A 15,649-nucleotide genomic window follows, 5' to 3' on the forward strand; every position below is an offset into this window, starting at 1 on the left:
TTTATGGGGGAGTACAGTCATAGAAAAGGGCGGACTGCAATAAAGCAGTCCGACCGTTCGGTCTATTATTAGTTTTATTTTACTATCATTACTTTTCTGTACTCGTCTATGTCCGGTCCCACTACTCTTATAAAGTAGAGTCCCCGGGCTACTATGGTGCCTCCCATGTTTCTGCCGTCCCAGGCTACTGTGTATGTGCCTTTCCCTTGTACTTCGCGCTTGAGTGTTCTTACCAGAGAGCCGTCCAAAGAGAATACTTGTATTGTTACCATACCTGTAGCAGCGAGTGTGTAGCTTATGACAGTGACTTCGTTGTTGACAGGGTTGATTACGTTATTGAGTATTGTAACGCCGCTTCTCTGGCGTACTATGTCAGTAAGGTTAAATGACCATGGGGCAAGGCTCGTAAGGTCGCTTGTATCCATGAGTCTAGCACAGTATAGGTTGGATATGTAAAATATAAACTCCAGAGTTTTTCCAGCCTGCATTTCCGGATCACTGCCAGGGATAAGAAAGTTTCTAAGTGCACCTGTGCTTGAGAAGGGAGAAAGGCTTCTTGCTTCTGTATTGGCTTTTGTGTTTACTCCGTTAAACAGTGTTGGAAACCACATGTCGGGGAATGTTGTTCGGTTGTACTGGTCAGTTGTTGCATAATAGCTGTCCTGCGGGTCTATGTCGTATAGAAGATAGAGCTGGGAGGATTGTATGCTGCTTGCAAGTATGCGTGCCTGTAGGGTTATATCACCGGGCATTAGGTTGCCGCTCCCGTTAAAGGTTTTGAGGCTTTCAAAGCCGCCGCCTGCTATATCCGTATGAATGCTATCACTTGCCCATAAGGGTTCTACTATACCAAGGCCTATGTCTGTTACATTGTGTATGTCCGAAGCAAGCATGTAATTACCAGAGGCATCATAAACTGTATTATCCGCAACAACGCTTACAGTGCCAGATACTATCTCATCCTCTGTCAATGTATCATCAAGCATAAGGTAGGCTTCCCAAGCACCTATGTTATCGCTGGCTGCCTTGATTATATTTATACTGCTTATATTGGCTGTTATGCCTCCTAGTGTAAAATCAGAAGGTGTTATCTGAGTGGTATGGTTTATATCTCCGTATGCCGGCTCGGAAAAGCGCAGATAGATCCTGTTGTCGCCTGCTGCTGCAAGAGTAAACTCTATTCTGGGTGGCACTCTTTCTATCATCCTTAGCGGGCCAAAATCTTCCATAAGGTTGCCAGCAAGGTCAGTAAGATATGCCTGCGTATGATCATAGCTTATATCCAGCTGGACGTTTAACACTCCCCAAGGGGCTCCGCTCAGTGTGAGGCGCATATATGTATCATCTGCTACAGATACGGATGTAAATAGATTGTTGCTCACACCTGTTACAAGACTGCTATTGTAGGTGTTGGTAAGGCTACCTCCAGAGAGTCCTATATAAAAAGCCTGATAAACGTTATCAGCCGGATATGCTGTAAAGTAATCACGTATTCCCATGCTTGATGCCTGTGGATGGTCCGTAGATGAATCCCATGGAGAGGATGGATCATCTAGGAAATGCAGGTCTATAGAATCAGCCCGGCCATTGATATCAAGGTCAAGAACAAGGGCCTCGTATGTTCCTGCAACAGTAGTATATGGAGCCAAGGTAGGAGCATCTACATCCCAAAGCCCAATCCATGCCCCTCCGGTAGAATCAGCAGCAAGAGAGGGTATGACCGTGGTATCAAGAGAATTGGCATTGGCCGAATTGTCAGTTATCTGACCTCCAAGGTCAAAAACAGCAGATATTATACCTCCCGCCGGATTGGGTACGTTTTTGTGCCAGCCGGGCCAGGATATGCCATCGTTATATCCGGAGAGGAATATAACCAGCTCGTGATCAGGACTTGTTATAAGCCCTGCAAGTGTTCTGTATATACTGTTGGAACTTGTAACTCCAACAGATTCTCCCTTCTCTCCTCTTTCCATGGGACTTGGATAAGAGGCTGGCTGAAGACGAAAATAACCGTCAACAAGTATATATGTGCCGGAGTCGTCACGGATATCTCCTCCCACTGTTGCTGCCGTATTTTCTGTACGGATGTTTTGATCAGTTGTGTTTATACTTCCTATTGTCACAGGCTCAGAATAATAGAGATGAAAGAAATTATGCGCATGATAATTGGTCCCAGAGGTTGAAGCGGGATCTGCCCTACCGTATTCTACTCTGTACAGTACAGGAGAAGCTTTATCAGTTGTTGCCGTATATGCAGGATAAGTTACCGATGGATTTCCGTTTATACCATATGCTTTTATAGGGTTTTTTGCTGTATCAAACAACGACCCTTTTTCTATATATATAGAAGGGGTAGTTGTTCTGTGTGTTCCACTTCTATCCGTAGAAGTTGATGCTCCTGCAGAAGCACCTGTTGCATCCGTATTCCATTTGTCACCTGCTCCTGTTGCAACAAGATAAAACTCATTGGTATCGCTATTGGGAAGAGGAGTAGTAAGTGATGCATCGCTGTAAACTTCATCAAAGGCATACGTCCCAGAACTGTCACTAAAGCGTAGTAGTCCAGCGCTTACTGCTGCTGTTATTTCTCCGTTGGAATTTTCTATGTTCTCAGAAAAAGTAATATGTATCGCATTGTCCGAGATAGTTTCTACAGTTACTCCTATATCGGGAGACGTAAAATCCCAACCGAAGTTGCCACCGCCATCAATATTGCCGTTTTCCGTACTTGCGGAAATCAGACCAGTTCCCGCATTGCAATTGGAAACCGTAGAATTATAGGCAACCGCATATGTACCGGCTCCAGTACCATAGGCTCCACCAGGGACAGGATAGGCTATTAGCTGCGAAGAAGAATTATCCGGTACGTTCAGTGTCCAGGCTCCTGTTGCACTCATATTTATGCCATTAGCATAGAAGTTTCTTCCTGTTATTACAGAACTTCCTGTAAGACTTACACTATCAAAAGCGCCTGAGTAGGGTGCCCCCGGATCATATATGGATGTAAGAGTTGCAGCTCCCGGATAGGCAAAATTACTGTCTATAGGTGATGTATTGGTATCATCCACAGCATACCCAGCTCCTAAGAATACCATATCGCCTGTGGTACTCTCTAATGTATTCCCTGAGGGATATAACGTCCCACTGTAGAGGACTATATTCTGCGCCTTTATACTTGCCGTAAGATTTATAGCATTACCGGCCCCTACATCAAACATGATGTATGCGGGTTCTGTTGTCGCGCCTATGGAAGACAGGATAAGACTGACTGAAGAGAGAAAGATAAGATTATGTGCACCTAGTGCATTGTCATCTATCGCACCTGTTATATTTATGCTACCTGTACCTGAAGTAAAACTAATACTTGCAGAAGAAGATGCAAGAATAATTGCCGGACTTATACTTATATTGGAATTGCCTGTTGTTATGTTTCCTCCGCAACTTACAACATTGCCACTCGTTATGTTGAGTGCCCCAATAGGTGTTGTAGAGCCAAGGTTATCAGAAAAAACGATATCTCCACTTCCTCCATTTATGGTAAGATTAAATGCGCCATCTATAGTAGAAGAAAAACTTATATCCCCTGCTCCAGAAGAACTATCCAAAATTACATTAGCTGATAAACTTGCTGCATCCAATATTGATATACCGTTTCCTCCTGTAAGATTAGCTCCGAGAACCACGGGAGTAGCCCCCCCTGCTCCATCAAGGCTTATTCTCCCCGTCCCTGCATCCACTACCTGATTTATGCTTATTGATCCACCTGCTGTTATAGTTATATCATTATTCCCGCTGGTTATGCCGCTGGTCGTTCCTACGGTACCTATAGCTACTCCATCCGCATCTCTGTAGCTTATGCTACCTGCAATATTTGCAGATAAAGTCGATACATTGTTGCTTGTATTGGTAAGCACAACATTCCCACTACCTGTGATCTCAAGCCCACTGCAAGATATACTTGCACTCTGGCTTATTCCTCCTCCCTCAGAAAGGCTTATGTTCCCCGTACCTGCATCCACTGTCTGGTTTATGCTTATTGCTCCACCTGCTGTTATACTTATATCATTATTCCCGCTGGTTATACCGCTGGTCGTTCCTACCGTACCTATAGCTACTCCATCCGTATCCGTAAAAACAAAGGTTCCCACAGCATCGGAAGCTAGAGTGTCCACATCATTTGCAGCCTGAGTCAGCGATACAGCACCTCCATGTGTTACAAGAGAAGGTCCTGCTATTGTCCCTCCAGTCTGATTTATTGCCGTAACACCTGTAAGACTTATTATTCCCGTAGCACTTGCTATGTTGTGTCCGAGTCCAAGTGTCGTAGCCGCTACGAGACTTATATCTCCACTGCTACTACTCAAGCTGCCTGCCGTGCTCAGTATGCTCCCACTCTCAAGATACAAGTCACTATTTCCTGTATCAATTGCCTGTGCCGGCAAATCAAGCTGTCCTGTAGCTCTTATCCATAACGGAGCATCTACTCCCAGAGAAGCAGAAGCCACCGTCAGCGCTCCAGTATGATTAATATATGCTCCTGTAAGGCTGCTTGCATTGCCTACAGTTAAGGTAGTGGCACCGCTCGTACTTAGAGGATTACCGATGCTTCCTATTACACCGCTCCCGCTTACTGTCTGCATATTTATTGCAGCGGCACCTATAGTTGCTGTCCCGCTTATGTTGCCTATACCGCCCGTATCAAGAGTCACTGTAGCACTGCCTGCATCCACTGTCTGGTTTATGCTTATTGCTCCACCTGCTGTTATAGTTATATCATTATTCCCGCTGGTTATGCCGCTGGTTGTTCCTACCGTACCTACAGCTACTCCATCCGTATCTCTGTAGCTTATGCTGCCAGTCCTGTTTACAGCAAGTGTCGTTATATTATTGGACACATTAGTAAGAGTGGTATTACCTATTCCCAAAAGCTCAAGACCAGAAGCAGTAAGCTGGGCAGTCTGAGTTATGTCCCCGCTTGTATCTAGAGTAACAGTACCTGATACATTAATAAGCGGTAAAGAAAAGGCTGCAGCATTTGTGGTTGTCACAGAAAGGGAAGACAGGCTCTGTACGCCCCCTACACCACTGCCAAGCCCCACAGTACCATTGCCTGCCGTAATAATGAGAGACTGTGCACCGGAAGAACTATTAATAGTAGAAGAAAAACCTACATTCCCGTTGGCACTGCTTGTATCAATAGTAACACTTGATGCAAGCACAACAGGACCAGAAAAAGAAACATTCCCAGCAACAGTGATATCATTATTTAACGTAATCTGTCCTGTAGTAGTTATGCTGAGAGCTCCTGGAGGCTGTGTTACACCTACTCCTGCAAGACTTACAGCCCCGCTTCCGGAAGAAAGAGATATGGTCTCTACACCGGATACAGAATCAAGATTACCAGCAATTGCTATAGTCCCGTTACTAGTACTTGTATCCAAAGTTATGTTCCCACCCGCAACAACGGGTACAGAAGCAGGCACGTCTAAGTTACCACCTGTTACGGTAACATTGGAATCAAAGCGCAATGTTCCAGCAGAAGTAACAGTAATACTATCAATAGACAATAAATCAAGAAATCTGACAGAAGTGCCAGCACCTCCAGTATTGGCAATAACAAGGGAAGATGCTACAGCTCCTCCCATGCTTATACTTTGATTTCCCGCCCCATCAAGAATAAGCACAGAGCTAGTAAGAGTCAGAACCCCGGTATTGGTGAGGTCTCCCTCAAGATTAAGATTTACAGAAGACACATCAAGGATGCCTGTTACAGAAAGATTACCATTTACATCAAGGTCATAAGAAACAGCAGAAAGATTACCCAATACATCTAAGTTGCCTATAAGAGAAAGAGCAGATCCCTGAGAGACAGATGCACCAGCAGAAATATTGAGATTCCCCAGAGAGGCAGAAGACGTTATGCTTGCGGGATTACCACTCATAATGATGGTTGACTGGGCAGAGGGATCTGTAAATGTACCGCTTATACTAATATTTCCGCTTACATTTACAGTATTTATGGCAGAAGAAGTAAAACTCCCAGATGCCCCCATAGAAAAATCACTACAGTTTATAGTACCGGAAGAAGTAACAGTACCAGCAAAAGACAATATTCCTGTAGTAAGCGTCCCTCCGGAGGACAGAGTAAGTGTTCCTCCGGAATTTACTGTGGTGTCCGCAGAAACAAGTGATGCAGCACCTGTTACGATAACTCCGGATATGTAAAGGCCGCCCGTCACACTTAAGTTGTTTCCCCCCATATCAAGAGAGGCATTGGTCTCTACAGATAATGCTCCTGCGACATCTATAGAAGATAACATAGAAAAAGAAGCAGCAGAAGCGGGTAAAAACTCAAGATTATAATAATCCGTTGTTCCATAATCTGTTATAACACCTCCGGAAGAAGAGCTATATCTCACTGTACCACTGTCCGTATCCATAACATTGGTTCTGCCACTTCCAGAGAGTATGATAGTACCATTATTGCTCAGAGTTCCGTTTACAGTAAGGTTATAATCGGAAAGATCCATACTGGCAGAAGTATTGATATCAAGATTATTTATACTCCAATTGGCAGACAAGACAGGATAAAAACTGCATCCATTGGGAATTATTATATTCTCTGTACCATCATTGAGGCTTGGAGCAGTACCCCCCGCCCAGTTATTACCATCTGCCCAGGAAGTGCTCGTATCGCCATCCCATACATATGTAGGATTGGGATCAAGTATCTGTATGATTTTATCATCTACAGATGTCCATGTTGTACCACCATCAACAGACATTTCAAGACTGCCGGAAGAAACAGAAAAAGGACTAGTAAGCTGCAATCCGCTTATTGTAAGAGTATCCGTTACGGCAAAATCACTTGTAACATCTATTACAAGGACACCTCCAGAATAAGAAACCGTAGGAGATACAGCACCACTGCCAGAAACAGTCAAACCGGGACTAGTAACAGAAGTATCAAACCCAGCTCCCAATCCTGTAGGAATTCTTATGCGAATATCATTTGCAGCAGTAATATCAGCAGTCCCGCTGTCAGATATATTTATGTCTGGAAGAGCTTGCGGAGAAGCAGCCGATGAGTAAAAAGAAGTGTTCGCAGCAGAAGATATTATAGGAGAAGGGTTGGCAACAAAATCAATACTAACAGTATCAAAAGAAGATGTACCAAAGCTATCGCTACCACCAGAGCCATCCCAGTAAACAGTAACAGTAACAGTCTCCACAGAAGCATCGCTTACAGAAAAACTAGCAATACCATCAGAAGAAGTTGTTATCAGCTCCGTCTGAAGAGTAGCATTATTATCAGGAGATATCTGAGCACTGCCATTGACAGCAACATAAATATCCCGCTGATATGGTACGGGATTACCGGAAGAATCTACAATCTGCAAAGACACAGTAGCAGAATCACCAGAAGCAACAGTCTGGGAAGACGGTGCTACAGAAACATGATCCGGAGATGGTGGAGTATAGGAAGCAGAATATATCTTAAGAGGAACCTCCGTAGCATCATAGGTAGTATCATTGATGGTAAACCAGAAAAGACTTGTGTTTATAGGAGGCTCAGTCCCGCTTCCTTCTGTTATCTGCAATCTCCAAGTTGTATTGACATAAGATACATTACCAATAGTATAGGAAGTTATTGCAGCCACATTGTTTCCTGATCCGGAAGGTGCAACAAGAGGAGTCCCAGAAGGGTCATAAGCTGCAAGAGATTCTCCACCATCCATGTCCCAATTCTTATAATCTATCGTATCGGTAGTGGATGCAGTATCCGGTACAAATGGATAAAGGTTCCAAGTATTAGTGTTCAGAAGAGCCAATGACATGACATAGGCAAAGGCTCTTATATTGGTATCTCCTGTGGGTGTACCGGAATTTATATAGGAAACATCACACCTAAAGGCGTTTTTGTTATTGTTTGCCGCCTCTGCAACAATTCTAAAATAATATTTATTTCCTATATGCTCACCCTGAGAAGGTAAAACACCTGGGAAATAAAGCCAACCTGTCTCTGTAGTGGCGCTTATCTGTCCTAGTACAGTACCCGACCCCTGAGCCTCCGATAAACTGGCATAAGTCATTTGCCTTGCCGTAGAATCTGAAAATGCACCACTGCCACCTATGAGATAGAAATTCCATGTACCTCCTGTACCTTGATCAGGACTGGCACCGCTTAAACCCGGATGTTCTATTGCAAAATAAAGTGTGGAGCTTATAGTATCTGGAACTTCATAAAAAACGACCTGATATGCATCCGTATCCCCGTTGGCAGCACTTCCTGTTACCTGAAGATAATTGGTAGAAGAACCGGGAATAGCACTTTGAGCAGAAATTCTGAAGACAAAAAAAACAGAAAAGATAAAAACTATAAACAGACCCTTTTTTAAGGTCATATCTCCTCCAAATAGTCATATAAAAGGAAAAAAATTAAAATAACCCAATATAAATATACTATATATTGACAGGCATTTCCTTATTTTTTCAATCGTGAGCTTGAAAAAAAGACAAGAAAGGTATAAAGTATGATTATATAAACCGGTTTCTGTAATAGGAGATGATAATGTCAAATAGAATAAAACAAGAGCTTGAGAAACTCCAGACCCAACTCAAAAAAGAAGTACAAGAGAACATATTGCCTTTCTGGTTAGACAAAAAAGACACCAATAACGGGGGATTCTTTGGCCTTATAAAAGAAAACACGGATAAAACAGCAAAAAAGGGACTCGTAATGAGTGCAAGACACATGTGGAGCTTTTCCTGTGCGTACAAAAATTTTGCTAATAGTGAATACAAGGATGCTGCAGATCATGCTTATGACTTTATGATAAAAAGTTTGTACGATAGAGAACACAAAGGCTTTTTTTGGTCATGCGACTACAGGGGAGAAAAAGAAGAAAGTATAAAAAAGGTGTATGGCAATGCCTTCGCCATATATGCACTTGCAGAATACTATGAAATAAGCAAGAATAAACAGGCCATAACGATTGCATGGGAAACCTACGATATACTTGAGACAATATGCAAAGATAAAAAGCATAATGGCTACTATGAGGCCTTTGACAGAGAATGGGCTACACCCATACCTGAGCCTCTCGGAGAAGAAGACCTCGGATGTCCCAAAAGTATGAACACTCATCTTCATATACTGGAAGCATACAGCACCTTATACAGGATAACAGGAGACAAAAAAGTAGCGGAAGCCATTGAAAATCTTCTGAAGATTCTTACATCGCATATACTTAAAGATAAGGTACATCTGGGACTATATTTTTCGGAAGACTGGAAGAGACTGGATAAGATAATCTCCTACGGACACGATATAGAAGCAAGTTGGCTTCTTACAGAGGCAGCAGAACTTCTGTGGCAGGACAAGCTGCCTGAGGATTTTAAAAAGCTGATAAGTGCAATAACGGAGTTTTATCTAGACTATCTTACAGAAAACAACTACAGCCTTCCAAACGAAAGAAGAGAAGATAACAGCATGGACGAAGAAAGAGTCTGGTGGGTACAGGCAGAGGCCTTTGTGGGAATGCTCAATGCATATCAGCTTTTTAAAAGAAAAGAATATCTTACAACAGCAATAAAAGTATGGGAATTTATAGAAAACTATATATCCGACAAAGATAAGGGCGAGTGGTACTGGTCAGTAACCAAGGAGGGAATTCCCGTACAAGGACACCCCAAGGGCGGTATGTGGAAATCAAGCTATCATAATACACGTGCATGTATAGAAGGAATAAACAGAATAAATCACATAATAGAAACGGAGGAAATATGAACATCTTTAAAGCAAGAAAAAAACAGATAGAGACAGCATATAAAAAACTCATAAATAAAAAAAACAAGCCTGTTTTTCCTGACAATGGGATTTACACAAGATATAGCTATCCCATACTCACGGCAGATCACATTCCTCCACATTGGAGATATGACTACAATCCAAAGACCAATCCCTTTTTTATGGAAAGAATGGGGATAGAAGCCGTATTTAACGCAGGTGCGATAAAAATAGATGAACGATACATCTTAGTATGCAGGGTAGAAGGCTCAGATAGAAAGAGTTTTTTTGCCATTGCAGAAAGCAAAGACGGAATACATTTTGAGTTCAAAGGAGAACCTATACTCATACCGGACATAAGTGGTGAGACCAATCTCTACGATATGAGATTAACACTCCATGAGGACGGCTGGATATACGGTATTTTCTGTGCCGAAAGTAAAGATCCGACAGCGCCCATCTCCGACACATCCAGTGCTGTTGCAGCTGCAGGCATAGTGAGAACAAAGGATCTATTGGACTGGGAAAGATTACCTAACCTCACAACCCCGTCTCCTCAGCAGAGAAACGTTGTTCTGCATCCAGAGCTTGTCAATGGTAAATACATGTTTTACACCCGTCCTCAAGATGGTTTTATAGATACGGGCTCCGGAGGCGGGATTTGCTACGGCTTCTGCAAATCCATAGAAAATCCTGTAATAGAAACAGAATACCTCCTCGATCCCAAAATATATCACACGATAAAAGAAGTAAAAAACGGTGCGGGAGCTCCACCTATAAGAACAGAAAAAGGGTGGCTGCATATAGCACATGGAGTGAGGGCAACAGCCGGTGGGCTAAGATATGTGCTCTACTCTTTTCTTACGGATCTCAAGGAACCATACAAAGTGATAGCAAGGCCAGGAGGACATCTTATGGCACCAAAAGAAGAGGAATACATAGGAGACGTCCCCAATGTCCTTTTCTGTAACGGTGCAATAGCAGATGATAACAACAGACTACTCATATACTATGCATCATCTGATACGCGATTACATGTTGCAGAAAGCAGCATAGACAGAATGATTGACTACTGTCTCAACACCCCAGAAGACGGATTGAGGACATATGAGACAGTAAATCAAAGACTCAATCTGATAAAAAACAATAAAAACCTTTTCTGATACATGTAACCATATAAAAGTCTTTACATTTTTTAAAAATAAGCTACAATGGAAACTGGAAATTCTTTCCGGTTTCCATAATATATCCAGGAGAAAAAAGTGAAACTTACAATCAACGAGATAGCACGGCTTGCCAATGTATCCAAGTCCACAGTATCCAAGGTGCTCAACAATTATCCGGGTATAAACAAAAACACAAGAGAAAAAGTCTTAAAGATAGTAAAAGAAACCCAGTACGAACCAAACATAATAGCAAGAGCCCTGTCATCAAAAAAAACGGGTAACATAGGCCTGTTAATACCTCATAGTCCGGAGCATACTATAAGCGGAGCATACTGGACTACCTTTATATCTCGCATAACAATAGAGCTATCTGCTCACGATTATAACCTTCTGCTCCTTCTGCCTCATGAAGAAGGAAAACTAGAAGACATATTCCGACTCGTACTCAAGAGAGGTATTGTAGACGGTCTTATAATAGGCTCAGAATGCCTAGACAGGCACTGGCTTAGTGAGCTTAAAAACAACAACATCCCCTTTGTCATGCTGGGAAAAAATCCCGATTTTACTCACTACAGCGTGGATATAGATAACGAAGATGCTGCATGTAAAGCAACAGAACATCTTATAGAACAGGGATACAGACGCATAGCCCTGATAGCAGGTCCTATAAATTTTTACTACAACTCAGAACGCGCAAAAGGATATAGAAAAGCAATAACAACACACTCCCTAGAATATTCAAGAGAGCTCTACCTGCCATACGACAATTATCAGCGCTTAAGAGAAGAGGTAGAGAGCATAATAACAGGAGCCGCCCCTGCTGACGCACTACTTGTAACAGCAGGCGGAGACTTTATGCTGGAAGTCCTGGACAGCATAAAAAAAACAGGCCGCAAGCCCCCGCAAACAGGATTCGTAAGCTTTGACGACTATCGCTATCTTGACCACATAAACCCGCCAGTAAGCGCAGTAAGCCAGCCCATGGTAGAAATGAGCAAGGCTTCAGTTGACATACTTGTAAAACTATTAAAGAAACAAGAACCGGAAGAAAAAGAAGTATTTTTTAAGGCAAAACTCAACATAAGAAAATCCTCTCTAAAAAACAGAAACTAGACCGAACGTCGTGCCAGCACCCCCAAGAGCACATCCAAGGGAAAAGGGTACTGGCAGTCCTGCCTTTGGCAAAAAGAAAGAAGCCTCCGAAGAAGAATCAAAAAGTCCTATAATTCTTCTGCCGGAGGCAGCAGGGTACGCATTGCGGACCCTGCGTTCGATATAAAATAAGGATGAAGCTTACTTTATTCTTTCTCCATATACTTCCATTTCCCATAGAGAAAAGCCCCACTCTGTACCTCTCAATATCCCGTGCATCCTCACATAAGAAGCCTCCACAGGTTCAAACTCAAGCTCATCAGTATCTCCTTTTCCATTGCGCACTTCTTTGATGACAAACCAGCTTTTGCCGTCCTGAGAACCAAGCAAATCATAATCCTTTGCACGGGCGACTTCCCAGTGCAAAACAGCCTTGTCAATCCTAAACTTACCTTCCAGATTTATCTCGATGTATTGATCATCCTTGTAAAGGCTAGACCATCTTGTCTTAAGAGAACCATCGTTTACATACTCTTTAATATTAGGTTCCTCTATGCTGCTGGCCTTTGTCGGCTTAAATAGAGCTATATTACCTCTGTCAGGATCCAAGACATATACAGTAAAAAGAAGTGCTGCCTCATTATCCGCAGAATCAGTAGCTGTTATCATTATATTGCTGCTGTCTATCTGTTTTTTCTTAAGGCTGATGTAGGCTTTGTTGTCCTTTATCTCCACAGAGATTAGTTCTGGCTTTTCAAGTTTGGCAACAGAGTATTTGAGATTATCTCCGTCTTCTTTGTCTTCAAAAGCCTCCGATAGGTCTATGACCTGTGCTTCATCCGGCTTGTTTACAGAGAGAATCATATGCTCTATGGGAGTCGTTACACCGGGACTCTCGTCAAGCCCTTCTTTATTGAGCCTTACATACTCGGGATAGGTAAAGGCAACCGCTGATATGCCCGGAGATGCATCATATATGCTACCAAACCCATCATGAGCCGTCCATGTCCAAGACAAAGCTCCAGCATAACCGTTCTCTGCCAGATATAGGTAAGCTTCTTCTGTAGAAAGAGAAGTCTTGGGTCTAAAGCCAAAGCCTATATCCTTTATTCCTTTTGCCGGAAACTCTGCAACAACAATAGGTTTATCAAGCTTCCAATAAGATGCAGGATGATGAAAGGGAGATATTGCTTCGCTCATATGCTGAGGATAGTAGTGTACGCTGTAGAAATCTAGTGTTCCGTCAGGATCGCCGCCGGCTGCTATCAATCTGTCATCACGATAATAGTTAATCATCCCATTGATATCGGTCTGATATGCCATCCCACTACCGTTTGTAACAAGAGCACCTGGTGATTCTCTGTGTATTACTCCTGCAACAAGATTTATAAAACGCTGCACATACTGCATCTCTGTGCGTCTTGGTGTCCAGCCTCCTCCAGGGAGCATCCCCTCCGGCTCATTAAAAACCTCCCATGCAATTATGCCGGGATGATTTTTAACCTTTCTTACCATGGGTATGAGAGCGTTTTCTATATAAGAACGGGTAACATCCTCATCTTCTAGAAGCTTGAGATTTCTAGACTGATTGACCCCCGTTTGCGGTTGCAACATATCAAACGACCATAAGCATAAGACAAGCCCCACTCCACGGGAAAAAGAAATATCCAGAGCCTTCTTAAGATTTATTAGCGCTTCATCAGGCATCCCCTTGACCATGCCATTTTCATCAAACATAGGAGTTTTGCTTCCGTTGACATGCAGCCACCATCTTATGGCATTTCCTCCAGAGCTAGCTATGTCTTCAACAGCCTGTGTAAACCTTGCCTCATCAAACCTCGTAAGATCATTGGCAAAACTAATCCATGCAAGGTTCATACCGTTGAGAAAAACCTTTTTGCCGTTATGGGGTATCAATACCTTGGGGTCGGGACCTTTGCTGACTGATGATGCAGAGCCAGCACAGGATATTACAAAAAAAAGCAGTAAAAAAACCGTAAAAAATATTATAAGTTTTTTGTTAATATTCATATATTCTCCTATAAGAATAATACCGGGGGGATTTATACTGCCCGGTATTATTGTTTTTGCTATGCAACTTACTCCAGCCTCAGATTGTCTATAATCACAGAACCCTCAAGACCTGCATCAGCAAAGAATTTAAAAGCAACTCTGCGTATGGAGTTGAGATTCTCAACTTGTGCCGTATACTGCCAGTCGCTCGCAGCACATTTAAAACCACCTGAGGAAAGAGAAAAATAGATATCTCTGTTCTCTCCGGGGGTAAGAATAACCGTAGGACTTTCAAACCAAGTCCAGTCAGCCCCGGTAGAAAGAGCAAGAGCAACCTCTATATCTCTGTCAGTAGTGTTGATAAAATCAACAACAAGAGACTTCTTCCCGGACCAGTCATTATCAACAGGCTCCTCTGTATGAAAAGTTGCACCATTAAGACCGTTCATCTTAAACTCACACTCAAGAGAAGCCTTACCTTCTGTTACCTGTTCTTTGTTCCACTTGGCTTCCACGGAAGAATCATTATCATTCCAGGAATTTCCAACTGCAAACCAAAAAGGCCTCTGCTCAAAACCTTCCCAAAGATTGGCAGAAGTAGCATCAACAATGACAGCTCCAGAATCACTTGCCTTGCTACTTACACAGCCTGCAAGCAGCAGCATAAAAATGGCAAAAAAAATAACAGCTTTTTTCATAACACCCTCCAAAAAATTATTTTAGTTCTCCTATATTTATTCCCTGCTCAAAATACTTCTGCCCTATTGCAAAGATTATGAGCGTAGGAATAAGCGCCACAACAACAGCAGCAAGCTGCACTGTGTATTGGACCTCTGTAGGGCTTTCAAAAAACATTATCCCCAGAGGCAGCGTATAAAGTTCCTTCTTGTTGAGATAGATAAGAGGCCCAAGAAAATCCTTCCAGCTCCAGAGAAAGGAATTAAGACCTGCAACAAAAAGAGCAGGAGTCACCTGGGGTACAACTATGGAATACCAAATTCTAAAAGTACCCGCACCATCCATAAAGGCAGCTTCATCCATTTCTTTTGGAATACCAACCATAAGCTGCCTTATAAGAAAGATACTCCATGCGGCGCCAAAAAGATTGGGCACGATAAGAGGGTTATAACTATTAGTCCAGCCTATTGTCTTATAGAAAATAAACAAAGGAATCATTGTAACCTCAGTGGGAAGAAGCATGGTACAAAGAAGAATTAAAAAAAGAATATTTCTACCCCTAAAGTTAAAACGAGCAAATCCATATGCAACAAAGCTGGAAGAAACAAGTTGAAGAGATGTCTGCAGAGAACCCAGCCATAGGCTGTTAAACACATACCTCAAAAGCGGTACATAAGTAAAGGCCTTATAGTAATTCTCCCAGTGCAAAGGATGTGGAAACCATATGGTTTTAAAATCAGTAGAAAAGTATTGCCCCATATCCTTGAGAGAAGTCACAAAAAGCCATACAAAAGGGGTCAGAATCATAACTGAGAACAGTGCAAGAAAGATAAAACCGCCCCATTTTATAATATTTCGCTCGGTCCAAACTCTATCCTGTCTTATAACAATATCACTCATGAATAACTCC

7 protein-coding genes are annotated in these 15,649 nt (G+C 42.5%); 3 read left to right on the forward strand and 4 right to left on the reverse strand.

Going from position 1 to position 15,649, the window contains the following annotated elements; translation table 11 throughout:
- Nucleotides 1–74: 74 nt before the first annotated feature.
- A complete protein-coding gene (locus WKV44_00890) occupies nt 75–8,405 on the reverse strand; it encodes a FlgD immunoglobulin-like domain containing protein (protein MEM5947093.1) in 8,331 nt (2,776 codons plus the stop codon).
- Between the two features lie 167 nt (nt 8,406–8,572).
- Here WKV44_00890 and WKV44_00895 point away from each other — a divergent pair, with 167 nt between their 5' ends.
- The 3 genes from WKV44_00895 to WKV44_00905 all read left to right on the forward strand — a co-directional run bounded on the left by WKV44_00895 (nt 8,573) and on the right by WKV44_00905 (nt 12,069).
- A complete protein-coding gene (locus WKV44_00895) occupies nt 8,573–9,790 on the forward strand; it encodes an AGE family epimerase/isomerase (GenBank protein ID MEM5947094.1) in 1,218 nt (405 codons plus the stop codon).
- The gene (locus WKV44_00900; protein ID MEM5947095.1) at nt 9,787–10,953 is read left to right on the forward strand and encodes a glycoside hydrolase family 130 protein; all 1,167 of its coding nucleotides are present in this window, start codon (nt 9,787–9,789) and stop codon (nt 10,951–10,953) included. The genes WKV44_00895 and WKV44_00900 overlap by 4 nt, the downstream gene beginning before the upstream one ends.
- Nucleotides 10,954–11,052: 99 nt before the next feature.
- Entirely contained in the window at nt 11,053–12,069 is a 1,017-nt protein-coding gene (locus WKV44_00905; protein ID MEM5947096.1) for a LacI family DNA-binding transcriptional regulator, read from the forward strand.
- A 180-nt stretch (nt 12,070–12,249) separates the two neighbouring features.
- Here WKV44_00905 and WKV44_00910 read toward each other — a convergent pair whose 3' ends face one another.
- From WKV44_00910 to WKV44_00920, 3 genes are all read right to left on the reverse strand, one after another.
- Nucleotides 12,250–14,079 (reverse strand): discoidin domain-containing protein, encoded by a 1,830-nt coding sequence (locus WKV44_00910; protein MEM5947097.1) that lies wholly within the window; start codon nt 14,077–14,079, stop codon nt 12,250–12,252.
- 68 nt (nt 14,080–14,147) lie between these two features.
- Complete coding sequence (locus WKV44_00915; protein ID MEM5947098.1) at nt 14,148–14,759, reverse strand: hypothetical protein; 612 nt, start codon at nt 14,757–14,759, stop codon at nt 14,148–14,150.
- A gap of 16 nt (nt 14,760–14,775) precedes the next feature.
- Complete coding sequence (locus WKV44_00920; protein MEM5947099.1) at nt 14,776–15,639, reverse strand: carbohydrate ABC transporter permease; 864 nt, start codon at nt 15,637–15,639, stop codon at nt 14,776–14,778.
- Between the last annotated feature and the right edge of the window lie 10 nt (nt 15,640–15,649).

This window comes from Spirochaetia bacterium 38H-sp (genome assembly GCA_039023545.1).
GTDB classification, from domain to species: domain Bacteria; phylum Spirochaetota; class Spirochaetia; order Winmispirales; family Winmispiraceae; genus Rarispira; species Rarispira pelagica.